Source organism: Paractinoplanes durhamensis, from assembly GCF_016862175.1.
GTDB classification, from domain to species: Bacteria; Actinomycetota; Actinomycetes; order Mycobacteriales; family Micromonosporaceae; genus Actinoplanes; species Actinoplanes durhamensis.
This window is the reverse complement of record NZ_BOML01000040.1, coordinates 65,107-83,312: the sequence shown is the minus strand read 5'-3', so window position 1 is coordinate 83,312 and position 18,206 is coordinate 65,107. Positions and strand designations below refer to the sequence as shown.

At 69.2% G+C, this 18,206-nt stretch carries 11 protein-coding genes; 3 read left to right on the top strand and 8 right to left on the bottom strand.

Annotation, left to right across the window (positions count from 1 at the left end; all coding sequences use genetic code 11):
- Positions 1–55 precede the first annotated feature (55 nt).
- From Adu01nite_RS25430 to Adu01nite_RS25415, 4 genes are all read right to left on the bottom strand, one after another.
- Complete coding sequence (locus Adu01nite_RS25430; RefSeq protein ID WP_203730002.1) at positions 56–3,145, bottom strand: glycosyltransferase; 3,090 nt, start codon at positions 3,143–3,145, stop codon at positions 56–58.
- A gap of 138 nt (positions 3,146–3,283) precedes the next feature.
- The gene (locus Adu01nite_RS25425) at positions 3,284–4,204 is read right to left on the bottom strand and encodes a glycosyltransferase family 2 protein (RefSeq protein WP_203730000.1); all 921 of its coding nucleotides are present in this window, start codon (positions 4,202–4,204) and stop codon (positions 3,284–3,286) included.
- A gap of 432 nt (positions 4,205–4,636) precedes the next feature.
- Positions 4,637–5,236: a mycothiol-dependent nitroreductase Rv2466c family protein gene (locus Adu01nite_RS25420; RefSeq protein ID WP_203729998.1), complete on the bottom strand. Its 600-nt coding sequence runs from the start codon at positions 5,234–5,236 to the stop codon at positions 4,637–4,639.
- A gap of 27 nt (positions 5,237–5,263) precedes the next feature.
- Entirely contained in the window at positions 5,264–5,932 is a 669-nt protein-coding gene (locus tag Adu01nite_RS25415; RefSeq protein ID WP_239132698.1) for a TetR/AcrR family transcriptional regulator, read from the bottom strand.
- An 80-nt stretch (positions 5,933–6,012) separates the two neighbouring features.
- Here Adu01nite_RS25415 and Adu01nite_RS25410 point away from each other — a divergent pair, with 80 nt between their 5' ends.
- On the top strand, positions 6,013–7,431 hold the full coding sequence (locus Adu01nite_RS25410) for an MFS transporter (RefSeq protein ID WP_203729994.1): 1,419 nt from the start codon (positions 6,013–6,015) through the stop codon (positions 7,429–7,431).
- A 3-nt stretch (positions 7,432–7,434) separates the two neighbouring features.
- Here the strand turns inward: Adu01nite_RS25410 and Adu01nite_RS25405 are convergent, their stop codons facing one another.
- Both Adu01nite_RS25405 and Adu01nite_RS25400 read right to left on the bottom strand, forming a co-directional pair.
- Positions 7,435–10,398 (bottom strand): PAS domain S-box protein, encoded by a 2,964-nt coding sequence (locus Adu01nite_RS25405; RefSeq protein ID WP_203729992.1) that lies wholly within the window; start codon positions 10,396–10,398, stop codon positions 7,435–7,437.
- A gap of 46 nt (positions 10,399–10,444) precedes the next feature.
- Positions 10,445–11,965, bottom strand: a complete 1,521-nt coding sequence (locus Adu01nite_RS25400) for a serine/threonine-protein kinase (RefSeq protein ID WP_203729990.1) — start codon at positions 11,963–11,965, stop codon at positions 10,445–10,447.
- A 294-nt stretch (positions 11,966–12,259) separates the two neighbouring features.
- Between Adu01nite_RS25400 and Adu01nite_RS25395 the strand changes: the two genes are divergently transcribed.
- The gene (locus Adu01nite_RS25395; RefSeq protein WP_239132697.1) at positions 12,260–14,050 is read left to right on the top strand and encodes a glycoside hydrolase family 5 protein; all 1,791 of its coding nucleotides are present in this window, start codon (positions 12,260–12,262) and stop codon (positions 14,048–14,050) included.
- 58 nt (positions 14,051–14,108) lie between these two features.
- Here Adu01nite_RS25395 and Adu01nite_RS25390 read toward each other — a convergent pair whose 3' ends face one another.
- Entirely contained in the window at positions 14,109–15,812 is a 1,704-nt protein-coding gene (locus Adu01nite_RS25390) for a hypothetical protein (protein WP_203729988.1), read from the bottom strand.
- A 148-nt stretch (positions 15,813–15,960) separates the two neighbouring features.
- Complete coding sequence (ctaD, locus tag Adu01nite_RS25385) at positions 15,961–17,718, bottom strand: aa3-type cytochrome oxidase subunit I (protein ID WP_203729986.1); 1,758 nt, start codon at positions 17,716–17,718, stop codon at positions 15,961–15,963.
- 144 nt (positions 17,719–17,862) lie between these two features.
- On the opposite strand from ctaD, the gene Adu01nite_RS25380 reads away from it, so the two are divergent.
- Entirely contained in the window at positions 17,863–18,135 is a 273-nt protein-coding gene (locus tag Adu01nite_RS25380; RefSeq protein WP_203729984.1) for a DUF3040 domain-containing protein, read from the top strand.
- The last annotated feature ends 71 nt before the right edge of the window (positions 18,136–18,206 follow it).

The following is an 18,206-nucleotide window of genomic DNA, read 5'->3' as shown; positions in this document are numbered from 1 at the left end:
TTACAGGCTGACCATACTAAGAATTTGTTTCAGGATGAGCGACAAGCGACCACCGTCACGAGGCGACGAGCTCCCGGCGAACCTGCCGGCGGGCCCGGACATAGAGCACCGGACCGGTGAGATAACCGGTGAATTCGCGGCGCATCGCACCGGCCGGCGTGGGCACCGCCTCGGTCAGGCGCTGGTCGGTCTCCCGCTTGATCCGCACCATCTTGGCGAGACCGGCCGGAACACGCCGCAACACCTCGCCACGGGTGGCACGAGACATCAGAAGCTTTGTTACGTACGCCGTGAAACCGGTGCCGTAGCCATACATCTGACGCAGCAGGGCCGCTTCGTCCGCCCGGTGGTGATGCCATACGACCGCGGAGGGTTCGTAGGCGATCGCGCCGTTGTCGAGCATCACCCGGACGAAGATGTCCAGGTCTTCGCCGCCGCGGGTGAGCGTGCCGGCGCCGAGCGCCTCGTCGAAGCCGCCGAGCCGGACCAGCCGCTCCCGGTCGAAGGCGAAGCTGGCACCGGTGCCGAACATGCCGGGTGAGAACGGGTAGAGCACGCCGTACTCGCCGCGCATCGACATGTCGAAGAACTGCGGCCGGCACCGGGTCGACCAGGACGCCAGCCGCGCGTCGAAGTAGGCCTCCGAGCCGTTGCTGATCGCCGCGGTGCAGACCAGGCCGGTCACGCAGGCCACGTCGGCCCGGCGGCGGAAGCCCCGGACCAGGCCGTGCACCCAGCCGCTGTCGACCGCGACGTCGTCGTCGGTGTAGGCCAGGTAGCGGCCACGAGCCGCGGCGAGACCGGCGTTGCGGGCGCGGGAGAGGCCCGGCCGCGATTCGCGAACGTAGCGGAACCGCTCGTCGGCGGACGCGTAGCGCTGCACCACCTGCTGGGTGGAGTCGTCGCTGGGCGCGTTGTCCACGATGATGAACTCGACGTGCGGGTAGGTCACCGCGGCCAGCCGGTCGAGGCAGTCCGGCAGCGACTCGCTGCGGTTGCGGGTGCAGACCACGACCGAGACCAGGTCGCCGTCGGCCTCGACCCGGTTGGGGCAGGTGTCCGGCTGAGCCGGCGGGCGCCAGTCGGCCCGCTCGGACTGCTCGGGGACGGGCGTGCCCTCCGCGTTCAGGTGCTCGATCAGCAGATCGCCGAATTCGGCCCAGGTGGCCCGGCGGATCGCCACGTGATCGCGGTCGGTGCCGGTGCGGGGCAGGGTGAGGTACCCGAGCGGCTCACCGTGCAGGCGCACCAGGACTCGCATGCTGGTCTCGTCGCGGGCGGGCACCATCGACGACGTCGCGCCGTCGCCGGCCAACTCGAAGTCGCAGCACCAGACGCCGGTACGAACGGTAGGGAGGGTCAACGCAGCTCCGTCGGTATTCCAGGGGTGGTGGTGCTCGGGGCTACGCCGTACGCGGGCGAGCACCCCGCTGGCCAGGCCGCGCAACTCACGTCGGAGGACGTCGCCGCGGCCGATCCGCACCGGGTTGTCGAGCCGCCGTAGCAGATCGTCCGGCGTGGTGTCTTTCTGAACCTCTACCCGGGGAATCCCGTAACGGTTCCCGTCGGCGGGGCTGGTGGGGCCGGTGACCAGCGCGAAGGCGGCCGAGTAGCCGGATTTGCGGGCCTGCGCGCGCACCCGGCGGTCATGCTCGCCGAACGGGTAGGCCACGAACCGCGGGCGGCCCAGGCCGGCGTCCGCGATGGAGTCCCGCGACCCGGTCAGATCGGCGGCCAGCTCGGCGCTGCCCATCCGGGTGAGGTGCCCGTGCCGCGCGCTGTGCGACTCGATCTCCCAGCCGTTCGCCCGCATGTGGTCGAGCTGTTCGGCGCTGAGCAGCGGCAACTTGGTGGCGCCCTCGGCGTGGTCCCAGGTGTTGTAGCCACCGATCTCGTCGCCGACCACGCAGACCATGCCGTTGGCGGCGAACCGCTCCATGATCGGCGTGGCGTTGGTGAGCAGGCTTTCGTACGCGTCGTCGAAGGTGAGCAGGACGCTGCGCGGCTTGAGCGGCCGGCCGTCGAGGTGCTCGAGCAGGTCGGTGCCGGTGATGAACGTGTAGCCCGCCGCGACCATCGCGTCGAGCTGCTTCTCGAAGAGCTCGGGCGCGACGCTGTACAGCCCGATCTGCGGGTCGTCGATCTCCTCGATCGCGTGGTACGCGACGACCCGGACACCCGGGTCGGAGGCCAGGTCGTACCCACCGCGGGAGCGCACGCCACGCCAGTAGGCGATCCGGCGCAGCATGGTGAAGACCGCGTCGGTGGCGGCGTCCATCTTGCCGTTGTCGACCCGCTGGGTGACCCGCTCCTGGAACGGCCGGAAGACACCGGCCGGCAGGGCCGCGAGGGTGCGGGTGAACCGGCCCATGAGCGAGTTGCCGGCGTACCCGTTGTTCAGCATGGTGCCCATGCCGGGATGCTTGTGCGACAGCGCGACATCGGCGTGCGCGGCCTGCTCCCACTGCCGGATGCTCTTGGCGGCCGGCACCACGTACCGCTGGTGGGAGATCGCCTTGGCGCTGAACCGGAGGGTGGCGCCGTGCTGCAGCAGGCGGTAGACGAGGTCGGTGTCCTCGCCGCCGAAGGTGCCGTCGGCGGTGATCCCGCCGTCGAAGCCGGCGACCTTGCGAAAGTAGTCGGCCCGCACCGACAGCTGGCCGGTGAGGAAGTCGGTCATGCCGAGCTTGCCGCCGGACTTCTCGAGCCGCTCCCGCCGCAGCGCGGCCCAGCGCTCGACGCCCCGGGTCATCAGGTTGTGCGGCGAGCGCTGGTCGATGTGCATGTGCCCGACCGACGCGTCCGCGCCCGCCATCAGCGTCTTCTCGTGCTCGATGATCAAATCCTTCTCGACGGCCATGTCGTCGTCGAGGAAGAGCAGGAGCTCACCCCGGGCGGCCAGCGCGCCGGTGTTGCGGGCCGCCGCAGCGCCCTGGTTCACCTGTTCCACCACCGTGATCGGCAGCGGCAGGTCGAGTTTCCGGAGCGCCTCGGCACTCCCGTCCTGGGAACCGTCGATCACCACGATCAGTTCGCACGGCCACGGCCGGCTGGCGGCGGCGATCGAGGCCACCGTGTCCAGCAGGATCTCGCGTCTGTTGTACGTGGGAATGATGATGCTGAACCGGAAGGGTGTTGCGTCCACGGTTACCTTGCTCCAGTTTCGGCTAGTGAGATGAGGGGTGGCCCTTCCCCGATTGCCCCCGGCCGCCTGTCGCGGACGCGACGGCAGACGGATCGGAAAAACGCCTCGAACATGGAGCCCCTCATCAGCGGGCACGACTCAGGTTGCGGAAACGGTGACCTGTCCTCGCTGGAAGGACTCGACCACGTAGCCCAGGACGGTGCTGCTCAGGCCGATCACCACGACGCCGGCGCGGAGAAGACCTGACGGCCGCCGTAGCGATCCGGCGACCCCTTTCACCACTGCGGACGGAAGAGTCACGCGCACGTACGTACGCTCCGAGGACAGACCGGCGTCGGTCCCCTGCAGGATCGAGACGATCCGCTTCGAGCGGCCTTCGTGGTAGCAGCGGCTGACGAAATACTTCATCGTCTGCCGGACCGCCGGAACGTAGTGGTCGACCGCCGAGAACGGGTCGAACACCACCTTGTAGTTGGGGTCGTGCGCGGAGACCCGGATGCAGAACTCGGTCTCCTCGCAGCCGACCGGCTTGGTGCCGACCCGGCCGATGGCGTCGGAGAAGCCGCCCACCTTCCCGAAGATCGTGCGCCGCACCGCCATGGAAGCGCCGATCGGGTTGCGGACGGTCGTCTTGACCTCGGGCAGGCCACGGTAGCTGCAGCCGACCACCCAGCCGAACTCGTCGGGGAACCAGCGGGGCGCGCTGCCACCCTCCCAGTTGGGCCGGACCGTGGTGCCGGCGACGGCCACGTCGTCACTGGCGAACGCGGTGCGGAGGCCGTCGACCCAGCCGGGCCGGGCGACCGCGTCGTCGTCGAGGAAAGCGACCACGTCGCCGCGGCTGGTCTCGACCCCGGTGTTGCGGGCGTCGGAGAGACCCTTGCGGCCGGCGTTGGGGACGACGCGGGCGTTGGGGAACTCGGTCCGGGCTCGCTCGAGCAGGCCGTCGTTGTGGTCGATCACGACCACCAGCTCGTCACCCTCGGTAAGTTGCTCCTCGACGGAGACGCACGCGCGCCGGAAGTCGTCCCAGCGCCAATCCGCATAGCTACAGATCACGACACTGATCGTGCGGGCAGCGTACCGATCCTGTTGCACCGAGTGTGGGTCCTCTCACCGCAGCCACTGACGAAACAAAACCGTAATACTTGTGATTGAATTCACCGGTCCCGTCCCGCGCGGAGGCATGGGGACATCCTCCGCGCGAGTCACGATACGACCCCGGGATATGCCTTTATGAATGGGAACGGCAGTCGTGCCGACTCGTGCCGCAGAAACGACTGACCGTTACCGCCGCCGGTACCAGCGGCCAGCTGATCAACCGGTTTTCCCCTTGCTGGCCAGCCGTTTGCCCTACCTCCTCGGCCACCCTGGCGTGTGACATCCACCGCGGGTATCGACTGGGGCAAATGATCATAAACAACCGCCCAGCGATCTCAAAACGGTCAAAGGACCGCGAAATCGCTGGGCGTTTTGCCGACCTATGGGCAGTTAGTCAAAATTGAGGCCACCGGTACGCGTGCGCTTCAACTCGAAGAAGTCCGGGTACGACGCGAGCGCCACCGCCCCGTCGAAGACCGTCAACGCGTCCGCACCACGCGGAATGCTCGACAGAACCGGGCCGAAGAAGGCCACTCCGTTGATGTGAATGGTCGGCGTGCCGACATCCTCACCGACCGGATCCATGCCCTCATGGTGGCTACGCCGTAACTCTGCGTCGAACTCGGTGCTGGTGGCCGCGTCGGCCAGCTCGGCCGGCAGCCCGACCTCGGCGAGCGCCTCCCGGATGACCACGGCAAAGTCCTTGTTGCCCTGGTTGTGGATGCGGGTGCCGAGCGCGGTGTAGAGATCACCGAGCACCTTTTCGCCGTGCTTGACGGCGGCCGCGGTGACCACTCGCACGGTGCCGAGCGATCGATCGATGAGCTCGCGATATTCCTCGGGAAGATCGCGACCCTCGTTGAGCACATAGAGGCTCATCACGTGGAAACGGAGATCGATCTCGCGCTGCTTCTCCACTTCGAGAATCCAGCGGGAGGTGATCCAGGCGAAGGGGCAGGCGGGGTCGAAATAGAAGTCGACTCTTGTCACACCCTGGACGTTACGCCGAGCGCGGCGTCATGGCCGCTGTGATCCCGGCGCCATCGATTCCACCGCCGCCATGACCAGGTCGATGCAGAAACTGAAGTAACGCTCGGTGTCCGGCGCCCGGGCGTAGGTGGCGCCGAACGCCACCATCATCGGGAACCTGTCGGCCGGCAGGCTCTCCAGCATCAGGCGCTTCTTGCGGCGCCACTCCGGCGCCTCGGCCGCCGGCACGTTGGCCGGGCAGTCGGGTTGCGCCTGCACCATCCCGATCGCCGAGTGCAGCAGGTAGGACGCCACCCACCAGGCCTGGTCGATGGGGTAGCCGCCCGCGGTGAGCAGAGCGAGCGCGTCGTCCGAGGCGCGCTGGAAGCTCTCCCCCTCGTCCTTGGCGACGGAGTGCATGAGCTCGGGCAGCGACGGATGCTCCCGCATCACCGTGACGAGCGCCTCAACCATGGCACGCAGCTGCTTCGGCCACGGATCGGCGGCGGACCGGTCGGCCCGGACGCTCGCCAGCGCGTGGTCGACGATGCCGACCAGCAGCTCGTCCTTGTTCTTGAAGTGCCAATACAGCGCCATCGGCGTCACGCCCAGCTCCTGCGCGAGCCGGCGAACCGTGACGGCTTCCACGCCCTCCTGGTCGCCGAGGCTCAGCGCGCGCTCGGCGACCGCTGCCCGACTCAGTTTCTCCGCTGCCACTTGACAACCATACAACGTATAGGTGTCATGTACGAGGTACATGTACGTTGTACAAGGACGCCGTACAGGAAGGGCTTTCCATGGAGAAGAACCGACGGTGGTGGGCGCTGGTAGCGGTGGCGCTCGGCACCTTCATGACCTATCTCGACAACAACGTGGTCAACGTGGCCCTCCCGTCGATCCAGCGCGACCTGCAGCTGAGCATCTCCGGTCTGGAGTGGATCACCAGCGCGTACGTCCTGGTCTTCGCCGGCCTGCTGCTGGCCGGCGGCCGGATCGCCGACGTGATCGGCACCCGCGGGGTGTTCTTCGGCGGTCTCGCGGTCTTCACCCTCGCCTCGATCGGCGCCGGCCTCGCGCAGAACCAGGAGGTACTGATCGGCGCCCGGGCCGTCCAGGGCATCGGCGCCGCGCTGCTGACCCCGGCCGCGCTGGCCCTGATCACCCAGCTCTTCCCGGATGCCCGGGAGCGCGCCACCGCGATCGGCGTCTGGGGTGGCGTCGGCGCCCTCGCCCTCGCGATCGGCCCGTTCACCGGCGGCATCCTCAGCCAGCACGTGTCCTGGGGCTGGATCTTCCTGATCAACGCGCCGATCGGGGTGGCCACCGCGGTGCTGGCCGCGGTCACGTTTCCGGCCTCGCGCCGGGGCACCGCCCGCGGGTTCGACCTCCCCGGCGTCGCCACCTCGTCACTCGCACTGTTCGCCCTCACCTACGCGCTCATCGAGGGCGAGTCGCACGGCTGGACGTCCGGCACCATCCTGGCCGCCTTCGGCATCGCGGCAGCGGCGGCCGTCGCCTTCGTGGTCGTCGAGATCCGCTCCGCCAACCCGATGATGGACCTGAGTTTCCTGCGCCAGCGGGTGTTCTCGGGCGGCCTGCTGGTGATGGGCCTGTGGGCGTTCGGGGTCTTCGGCATCTACTTCTACATGGCCATCTACCTGCAGAACGTGCTCGGTTTCTCGCCCACCGAGGCGGGTTCGGCGTTCATCCCGATGGCCCTGATCATGGCGGTGACCGCGATCGTCGCGCCACGGCTCGAGGCCCGGTTCGGCGCGGCCCGCACGGTGGCGGTGGGGCTGGCGCTGATGGCGATCGCCATCTTCGGCATCTCCGGCTTCGGCGAGGGCACCAGCTACACCCAGCTGCTCCCCTGGTTCGCGCTCTACGGCCTCGGCGGCGGCGCGCTCGTCCCGCTGAGCAATGTGATCGTCGGGGCTCTGCCCAGCGACCGGGCCGGCATCGCCTCGGGCATGCTGAACGTCTCCCGCGAGGTGTTCGGCCTGCTCGGCATCACCATCCTCGGCGCGATCCTGAGCAACCGGTCCAACGCCGCGGCCGGCACCGAGCTGCACCGCTACCTGGCCGGCTACCAGTACTCCCTGGTGGTGGCCGCGATCCTGGTCGCGCTCGGCATTCCGGTCGCACTGTGGTCGCTGCGCACGGTGCGCGCAGTTTCCGCCGAGGCCCCGGCCGAGATCGAGCCGGCTCTCGTCTAAAGATCAGCTGATCGACTCCAGGGCGGCGGCCAGCGGCAGGCTCAGCGTGAACAGGGTGCCGCCGCCCGGCGCCGGGGAGGCGACCAGGGTCCCGTGGTGAGCGTCCACGATGGCCTTGGTCACCGCGAGTCCCAGCCCGGTGCCCTTGATCCCCTGCGCGGTCGCGTTGCTGGCCCGGAAGAACCGGCTGAACAGGTGCGGGTACTGCTCGGCCGGGATGCCGATGCCGCTGTCGCTGATCTCGATGACCACCCGGTCGCCGGCCTGCTGCGCGACCACCGTGACGGTGCCGCCCTCCGGGGTGTACTTGATCGCGTTGGACATCAGGTTGTCGAGTGCCTGCCGGAGACGCTGCGCGTCCCCGAGCACCGGGAGATCATGGTCCAGCCGCTCGGTGATCATCAGCTTCTTGGCGTACGCGCCGGGCCGGTGGTTGTCCACAACGTCGTACACCAACCGGCCGACCGGCATCGGCATCGGGTCCACGCTGAGGTGCCCGGCGTCGACCCGGGCCAGGTCGAGCAGGTCGTCGACCAGCCGCTGCAGGTGGTTGGTGGTGCGTTCGACCACCGACGCGTACCGGTGGGCGAGGTCGTCGATCCGCGGGTTCTCCAGCAGCATCTCGGTGTAGCCGCGGATCACCCCGAGCGGGTTGCGCAGCTCGTGGATGACCACCGCGGCCAGCTCGTCCTTCATCCGGTCCAGCTCGCGCAGCTGCTCCACCTGCTGGCGCTCCTGCTCGAGCACCTGCTCGCGCTGCTCGGCCAGCTCCCGGCGCTCGGTGACGTTGGTGCTGATCCCGTCGACCAGGATGTGACCGTCCACGATGCGCGGTTGCGCCCGGGTCCAGACCCAGCGCACCACGCCGTCGTAGCCGACGATCCGGCACTCCAGCTCGGACGGCAGGCCGCGGCCCAGCGTCTGGTGGAACACCGGGATCTTGTGGGCGTCCTCGGGGTGGGTCCGGTCGATGATGAAGGTGGCCCGGCCCTCGTCGGCCTGCGGCTCGCCGCCGAAGACACCGGTCGCGTTCGGGCTGCCGTAGACGAGTTTGCCCTGCTCGCCCGGGACCACCTCGACGGTCCAGACGTAGTCGTTGAGCTGCCCGATCACCCGGTCGAAGTCGCGCCGCGCCTCGGACAGCGCGAGCGTGAGGTCCTCGGCCCGGCGGCGCTCCACGAACCGGCCCAGGTGGGCCGCGACCGTGTCGAGCATCGCCGAGATCTCCGGGTCGTGCGGCAACTCCTCGGACGAGTAGAAGGCGAGCACGCCCAGCACCCGGCGACCGGAACGGACCGGGACGGCGATGGCGGTTCGCAGGCCGGCGATGGCCGCGCCCTCGAGCCGGCCCTTGTCCACCATGTCGTCCGGCGGCTCGCTCATCCAGACCTCGGCGCCGCGCTTCCAGACCAGACCGGGCACGCCCTGGCCACGCTCGAACGCCAGCGGCTCGTCGCCGGTGAACTCGGACAGGTCGATCCCGCCGGTGACGTGCGAGCAGAGCCGCCCGATGTGCTCCCGGTCGTCGGTGACCTGCCAGTACTCGCCGCAGGCCAGACCGAGCTGGTCGGTGATCACGGTGACCGCGCGGATGGCGGCCTGCTCGGCGCTGGTGGCCTCGGACAGCACCTGGGCCACCGCGTGCCGGGCCCGGCGCAGCTCTTCGACGTGATGCGTTTCGGTGATGTCGTGCATGGCGACGACGGCGCCCAGCCGGCGGCCGTCGGCGGTGTCGATCGGCCGGCCGTTGCACACGAACCGGCGCTGCCCGCCCTCCTCGGCCCGCACCACGATGTGCATGCCGCGCACGATCTCGCCGGCGTGCGCGCGGGCCAGCGGGACCTCGTCGGCGCCCAGCGGGGTGACGCCGTCCGGGGCGTACAGGTCGTACTGCGCAGCCCAACTCTCCCCCGACTCACCCGCCTCCGCGTCGCGGCCGTGCACCTCGCGCAGCGCGCGGTTGAAGAAGGTCACGCTGCCGTCGCTGTCGCAGGCGGCGACGCCGGTGTCGAGGTTGTCCAGCAGCGAGTGCAGGAAGGTGTGCTCGTCGTCCAGCTCCTGACGCCGGCGCTCCAGCTCGTTGAGCGCGTCGATCCGGTCGCTGATGTCGTGCAGGAACGCGTGGAAGAACGGGACGTCCCGCTCGAAGCAGACCTGCAGGCTCATCTCGGCCGGGAACTCCCGCCCGTGCCGGTCGATCGCGGACAGCTGCATCCGGGTGCCGGACAGCTCGGAGTGCAGGGTCTCCCGGACCCGGGCCATGCCGGCCAGGTGCGCCGCCCGGAACCGCTCCGGGATGATCAACTCGTCGATCGACCGGCCGAGCGCCTCCGCCGCGGTCCAGCCGAACAGTCGCTCGGCGGCGCTGTTCCAGGCCACCACCTGGCCGTTCGGGTCGATCGAGACGTACGCGTCGTGCGCGCTCGCCAGCACCGCGCGCATCCGGGCGGCGGCCAGGGTCTGCTCGCCGTGCGCGAGCCGCAGGGCGATCTCCGACTCGGCCGCGGCCGCCAGGTCGCTGACCGTGGCGAGCTCGTCGGTGGTCCAGTCGCGGACCTTGTCGTCGATCACGCAGAACGAGCCGAGCACGTGCCCGTCCGGGGCGCGCAGCGGAAAGCCCGTGTAGGCGGCCGCCCCGAGCACGGTGACCGCCGGGTTGTCCCGCAGCCGCTCGTCCGCGCCGGTGTCCGGCACGATCAGCGGAGCGTCGTCCTCGACCACGTAGCGGCAGATCGAGTAGGTCAGCGGCGACTCGCGGCGCTCGTCCAGGGCCGGCGGAAGACCGCAGGCGCTGACGAACTTCTGCCGGTCCGCGTCGATCAGCGTCACCATGGCCACACGCGCCCCGACCAGCCGGGCGGCGAGCCCGGTCAGCCGGTCCAGGGACGGCACCTGACCGGCGGCCAGCAGGCTCGTGGCCCGCAGGACGCTCAGCCGGTCCCTGTCCAGGATTCGCGCGTGCTGCATGCCCGCACCATCGGCGCACATGCGAATCATCTGAGCAGCTGAGGGCCTAATGCCGCCACTTCTGGTTGCCGGAGCCGGTGCACTCCCAGATCTGCGCGGGCACCCCGTCGGCGCTGTTGCTGTCGGGGACGTCCGTGCACTTCACCACGTCGAGGTTGACCAGGTCGTACGAGGCGTTCAGGTTCCACTGCGCCGCCTTGCCGGCGCAGGAGCCGGTGCCGAGGCGGCCGCCGTCGCCGGTGCCGAGGATCCGCACGCACTGGCCGAGCACCCGCAGGGTCCCGTCGCTGGGGAGATCGAACTTCTGCGCATCGGCGCCGGTGCAGCTCCACAGCACGATCGCGCCGCTGCCGGAGTCCAGCTGCAGGCAGGTGCCGGTCCGCATGTTCTGGATCTGGCTGCCGACGGCGGCCGGCTTCGGCGCGGCCGTCGTGGTGGCGGTCGCGGCGTGCGCGGTGGTCACGGCCGGAGCGGCGGCGACGGTTGTGGTGGGTGGGACCCGGGTGGTCCGGGTTGCGGTGGCTGCCGACCGCGGCGCCGATCCGGCGGGTACGGGCGGGACCACACCCGCCGGCGGCTGCTCCTGCACGATGCGCTCCGACGCGGGCAGCTCTTCGGCACCGGCGCTGCTGGAGAACATCGGACGCCCGGCGATCACCGCCGCCACCACCAGGACGGCCGCGATGCCGGCCCACCAGAGGACCCCGCCGCGACGGGTCTTCGGCTCAGGAAGTCCCATGGTGTCGGCCGGGCTGATCTCGCCGTTCAGAGCCGCGCGCAGCAGCTCCTCGGCCTCGTCGGCGCCGATCCGATCGGCCACCTCCTTGCGCAGCAGCCCGTCGAGCACCGGCTGCAGCACGCCGGCCTGCGTCGGCGGCCGGGGCGGCTGGGTGGCCAGCGCGGCGAGCGTGGCCATCGGCGTCGACTTGTCGTACGGCGGGCGGCCCTCGACCGCCGCGTAGAGCGTCGCGCCCAGCGACCACAGATCGGCGGCCGCGGTGATCTCGTCGTCCAGGGCCCGCTCCGGCGCCAGGTAGGACGGCGAGCCGAGCACGATGCCGGTGCTGGTCATGCCGGAGTCGCCGGACGACGCGGCCAGGCCGAAGTCGGTGAGCACCACCCGGCCGTCGTCGCTGAGCAGCACGTTGGCCGGCTTCACGTCGCGGTGCAGCACGCCGGACCGGTGCGCGGCCCGCAGCCCGGCCAGGATGTCCAGGCCGATCGCGGCGGCCCGCTCGGGCGGCATCGGCCCGTCGTCGCGGACCTCCTCGTAGAGCGAACGCCCGACCACGAGTTCCATCACGATCCAGGGCGAGCCGCCCTCGTGGAACACGTCGAAGATGCGGACCACATTCCGGTGGTCGATGCGGGCGATGGCCCGCGCCTCCCGGATGGCCCGCTCCCGCAGGTCACGGATCTCGGCCTCGGGGAGGCCGCGGGGCAGCACGAGTTCCTTGAGCGCGACATTCCGGCCGAGCAGCTCGTCGCGCGCCTGCCACACCCGGCCCATGCCGCCCTCGCCCAGCGCCTCTACCAGGCGGTAACGTTCGGCGATCACCTCGGACACGACGGAACCGTACCGGCCGGACGCCAGGGGTCTGGTCAGCCGAAAATCGACGTCAATGATTTGTCGATCCCGGCCGTGGAGGGCATCCGCCCTGGTGAATACCGATGATCGTCCGCAGGCTCCCGACCCGGTGTCCTAACTGGTGGGAACTGTGAGAACGTTCTCATCTGCCCAGCGGCCTGCGTAGATGAAATAAACCTTAAGGCTTGATCCGCCCATGGGAGCGCTCCCGTATTGCCGGCCGTAGGCATCTCTCGGGAGGCGCAGGTTCCAATGTACAGATCCAGGTCCGGAATGAGCCGGTCGACGATGCGCCGGTGGCAGATCGGCGCGGTGGCCGGGGTCGCCGTTGTCGTGGTCGGCGTCGGATTGGGCGTCGCCTCCGCCGACGAGGCGGTGCCGACGGTCAACTGTCCACAGGTCGCCATCAAGGTGGCCGTACCCGCCCAGCAGCAGGCGGACGTGCAGCGCAACCTCGAACTGCTCAACACGCAGATCACCGAGGCCAACAACCGGCTCAAGAGCACGGTCGGCCAGGGCGGCAAGGACTTCATCCAGAACGCGATCCTCGGGCCGCTGAAGGACAAGCGCATCGCCACCATCAACCGCATCGAGACGGCGATCGGCCGCAACGCCGCCAAGCCCGACCTCAATGCCGAGGGCCTGGCGCCGTGCACCCTCAACCAGGGTGGCGGCGCGTCGGCCGCGCAGCCGACCGCGGTGCCGTCCGCGGCCGCCGGTTCCGACGCCGCCGCCGGGGTGCCGACGGTCAACTGCCCGGATGTGCCGATCACCGTCGCGGTGCCGGCCCAGCAGAAGGCCGACGTCGACCGCAACCTCGAGCTGCTCAAGACGCAGATCACCGAGGCGAACAACCGGCTGAAGAGCACGGTCGGCCAGGGCGGCAAGGACTTCATCAAGAACGCGATCCTCGGGCCGCTGAAGGACAAGCGCTTCGCCACCATCAACCGCATCGAGACCGCGATCGGCCGCAACGCCGCCAAGCCGGATCTCAATGCCGAGGGCCTGTCGGCGTGCGGCCTCAACGAGGCCGGCGGCGCTACCGCCGAGCCGACCGCCGAGCCCACCACCGTCGCGCCGACCACCGAGGCGCCCGCCCCGGAGCAGCCGGACACCGACGCCCCGGCCGGGACGCCGGTCGCGGCCAACGGGCAGCTCAGCGTCTGCGGCGTGCAGCTCTGCAACGAGGCCGGCACGGCCATCCAGCTGCGCGGCATGAGCAGCCACGGCCTGCAGTTCTTCCCGAACTGCGTGAACGCCAACTCGCTCGCCGCGCTGCGCAACGACTGGAACGCCGACTTCATCCGGCTGTCGATGTACGTGCAGGAGGGCGGTCTGGAGACCGACCCGACCGGCTTCACCAACAAGGTGAACGGCCTGGTCGACGACGCGACGGAGCTGGGCCTCTACGTGGTCGTCGACTTCCACATCCTCACGCCGGGTGACCCCAACTTCAACCTGGGCCTGGCCAAGACCTTCTTCCAGAACGTCACGGCCAAGCACGCGAACAACAACAACGTCATCTACGAGATCGCCAACGAGCCGAACGGCGTGAGCTGGGACGCCATCAAGACGTACGCCGACCAGGTCATCCCGGTCATCCGGGCGAACTCGCCGGACAGCGTCGTGCTGGTCGGCACCCGCGGCTTCTCCTCGCTCGGCCTGACCGACGGCAGTGACGAGAAGGAGATCCTCGCCGACCCGGTCGACTTCAAGAACGTGATGTACACGTTCCACTTCTACGCCGCGTCGCACGGCGCCGACCGCCGGGCGGTGGTGGCCCGGGCCGCCAAGGAGCTCCCGCTGTTCGTCAGCGAGTTCGGCACCCAGACCTTCACCGGCGACGGCACCAACGACTTCACCAGCACGACGGCTTGGCTGGACCTGTTGAAGGCCAACAAGATCTCGTACGGCATGTGGAGCCTCTCCGACGGCCGCGAGACCAACTCCGCCTTCAAGCAGGGCACGTGCGCCGGCACCAACTTCGAGGGCGCCGGCGTCCTCACCGAGGCCGGCCGCTACCTCCGCAGCCGCATCCTCACCGGGGTCGGCAACCCCAACTGAGTTCCCCATCCCCCAAAGGCACGGCCGCACCCATCCCCGGGTGCGGCCGTTCCGCTTTTCACTTCCGGTACGTGAAGTACCGGTACGCGCTGTACGTCGTGTAGTTGAGGTTGTCGCCGGAGCTCGTCTGGACGTAGGCGGCCCGAACCCGGAACTTCCCGCCCACCGGATGGCTGCCGGTCAGCTGCACGGAGGACTTACCGGCCGAGTTCAGCACCCGGTAACTCGCCGTCGAGACCCGCCACTTGCCGCCCGACCAGCGCTCGACGATCAGCCGCTGCTTGCGGTTCGGGTACGGCGTCATCGACGTCGTCACGTACGGGTTCGTCGTCCGGTGGAAGTAGTAATAGGTGGTGCCGCCGATCCGGCCGGTCCGGTAATACCGGGCGAGCGCGGTGCTGACCGCGACCTTCGTGTAGACGGTCGACGAGACCGAACGCGGCGCGTACCGATCGTCGCCGGCATACCGGGCGGTCACCACCGTGTTGCGGGTCAGCCGGATCCGCGCCGACACGTTGCCCTTGGGGTTCACCGGAGCCCGGGTGAGCAGGCGCGGCCCCTGGTCACTGCCGTACGGATCGGCCCAGATCTCCACGATCCGGTTCGCGGCCCAGTTGCCGAGGTGGGCGGTGAACACGACGGTCGTGCCGTAGCCGTAGACCGCGCGGTGGTGGTTCAGGGTCAGCGGCGGGGTGACGAGTCGCGGCTCGTTGAGCACCCAGAGCTTGGTCTGCTGCTTGTTGTCGTAGGAGATCGCGAACAGTCGCGGCCCGCCCGGCTCCCAGGCCACCTTGTCGGCCGCATCGAAGTTGCCGACCGGGAACCGGTAATCCGTCGGCGCCGTCTCCGAGCCGCGCGGGTAGATCGAGATGTCCGGAACGTTGGTGCCCCGATAAGCGAAGGCGACCCGGCCGTCCCGGGCGGCGTCGACCGACACCGGGTTGCAGATCTGCCGGTACGCCTCGGCGTTCCGGGTCAGGTCGGCCACCGGGGTACGCCACACGCTGCAGACCCCGTTCGACAGGATCTGCTTCCCGTCCGGGGTGAGCGCGACGTCGAGCGTCCAGTCCGGCGACAGATCGCCGTGGCTGCGGAAGACCTCGGTGCCGCTCGACACGTCGTAGGTGGACGCGGTGCCGGACGGCGGGTAGTTGGCCGAACTGTCGGCGACCAGCAGAACGCCGGGCGCGCCGGGCACCGACACCATGTAGGGCGCCGAGAAGAAGGCGCTGTCGTCGGTGGCCGGGTCGTGCAGGTGCACGACCGGCGCCGGGCCGGACAGGTCGAGCGAGCCGAAGTTGCCCCGGTTCTGGTCGTCCCCGAAGCCGCGGTGGTAGCCGAACCACAGCTTGCCGGCGGTGCGGGTGAGGTTGGCCGGGTACATGTCCGCGTCCAGCGGATAGCGCGCCTTCTCGACCAGGGTCACGGCGTCGAGGGCGACGATCGCGTGCGCGTAGTACAGCGCGGCGTAGAGGGTGCGGGAGTCGGCGGAGAGCGCCAGCCCGTTGACCCCGTCCAGACCGTCGTGGATGACGTTGACCCCGCCTCGGTAGGACGTGGCCAGCAGCCGGTCGCTGGCCTGCTCGGCGAGGAAGACCTGCCGGTGCGCCGGATCGACAAGCATCGCGTTGACGAAGCCGATCGGCACCGGATGGCCGGCGCTCGCCGGCAGCGTCCGATCGTCGGCACGGGCCGGACCGCCGGCCACGAGTAACGGGAGGGTGAGGACCAGGGACAGGAGCGCGGAGCGGAAGGTACGCATGTGTGACTCCCCGTAGACGGCCGGTGACGACCGAAACGGGCACAGCATAAGCCGCGGTGCGCGGACAGTAACGGCCGTGACCACGGGCGGGCTGATTCCGGGGAAAGGGCCAATTGGGGGCCGATCGGCCCGTGCTCGGGCGCCCCGGTCAGCGGTCCCGGTCGGAGGCGATGTCCTCCATATAGGTGGCGCCGCCGTCGGACTCGCTGGTCAGGACTCGGGCGCCGCCCTCCGGCGGGCCGGCCAGGGACTGCTCCCCCGCCGCCAGCTCGGGGAACTTCACGTCGAAGGCCGGGCGCTCGGAGCGGATGCGCGGCATCCGGTCGAAGTTGCGCAGCGGCGGCGGGGACGAGGTCGCCCACTCCAGCGAGTTGCCGTGCCCCCAGGGGTCGTCGACCGTGACGAGCCGGCCGGCCTTGTAGGAGTGCCACACGTTGTAGATGAACGGCAGGGTCGCGATGCCGAGCACGAACGAGCCGACCGTGGAGAACATGTTCAGGAACGTGAACCCGTCGCTCGGCAGGTAGTCGGCGTACCGCCGCGGCATGCCCTCGGTGCCCAGCCAGTGCTGCACCAGGAACGTCGCGTGGAAGCCCAGGAACGTCAGCCAGAAGTGGACCTTGCCCAGGCGGTCGTCGAGCATCCGGCCGAACATCTTCGGGAACCAGAAATAGATCCCCGAAAAGACGGCGAAAACGATGGTTCCGAAGAGTACGTAGTGGAAGTGCGCGATCACGAAGTACGAGTCGGACACATGGAAGTCGATCGGCGGCGACGCCAGCAGCACCCCGGACAGACCGCCGAAGAGGAACGTCACCAGGAAGCCGATGGCGAACATCATCGGCGTCTCGAAGCTGATCTGGCCGCGCCACATGGTGCCGATCCAGACGAAGAACTTCATCCCGGTCGGCACCGCGATCAGGAAGCTCAGGAAGCTGAAGAACGGCAGCAGCACCTGGCCGGTGACGAACATGTGGTGCGCCCACACGCTCATCGACAGCGCACCGATCAGCAGGGTCGCGGCGACCAGGCCCTTGTAACCGAAGACCGGCTTACGGCTGAACACCGGAATGACCTCAGTGATGATGCCGAAGAACGGCAGGGCGATGACGTACACCTCGGGATGGCCGAAGAACCAGAACAGGTGCTGCCAGAGCATCGGCCCGCCGGTATCCACATCGAACACATGGGCGCCCAGCACACGGTCGGCGGCGAGGGCGAACAGGGCGGCGGCCAGGAATGGGAAGATCAGGATCACCAGGAGGCTGGTGACCAGCATGTTCCAGGTGAAGATCGGCATCCGGAACATGGTCATGCCGGGGGCGCGCAGGGTCAGGATCGTGGTGATCAGGTTGACCGCGCCGAGGATCGAGCCCAGACCACCGATGGCCAGGCCGACCACCCAGCAGTTGCCGCCGATGCCCGGGGAGTGCAGCGAGTCGCTGAGCGGGGCGTAGGCGAACCAGCCGAAGTCGGCCGCGCCACCGGGGGTGATGAAGCCGCTCATCGCGATCAGCGTGCCGAAGAGGTAGAGCCAGTACGCGAACGCGTTGAGCCGGGGGAACGACACGTCCGGGGCGCCGATCTGCATCGGCACCACGAAGTTCGCGAAGGCGAACACGATCGGCGTCGCGAAGAACAGCAGCATGGCGGTGCCGTGCATGGTGAACAGCTGGTTGTACTGCTCCGGCGAGAGGAACTGCATGCCCGGCCGGGCCAGCTCCGCCCGCATCAGCAGGGCCATGACGCCGCCGACCATGTAGAAGATGATCGACGTGATCATGTACATGATCCCGATTTGCTTCGCGTCGGTGGTCCGCAGGATCCGGGTGAACGCAGAACCCTTGACCTGTCGTCGGACCGGATAAGGCCTGGTCGTCACCGGGCGTGGTGCGACTGTGGTCATGCGAGCTCCTCGGATATCGCGTCTAGGAAACCCTTACGCACCCTCTGTTATAGGCTCCCAACGTCCCGAACCGCTCGATTTCCGAGCATTGAGCACATCTCCGGCTGACCCGGTAAAGGGCGCCCGAGGGGTGGCGGAGGCACAATGCTGGACGGTGACCATCGGCGTGCCCTCGAGGAGATCGAGCGGCACCTGCACGCCGAGGATCCTGCTTTGGCCGCGCGGCTGAGCACTCTCGACCCGCGACCATTCCCGACGATCCTGGTGCTGAGCGCCGCGCTCTATATCACGTTGCCGCTGGTGGCGCTGATGTTCGGCGCGACCGTCGCGATCGTCACCCTCGGCCTCGGCGTCGCCCTGATGGGCGGCATCCTGATTCGCCGGCGCGCCGCCGAGCAGGTCTTAGCGCGGCCTTAACGGTCGCACAGCGTGCGCATAGGGCCTTCTCCGAGATCGTTTGCATGTCCGAACGATGGAGAGGCCAAAAG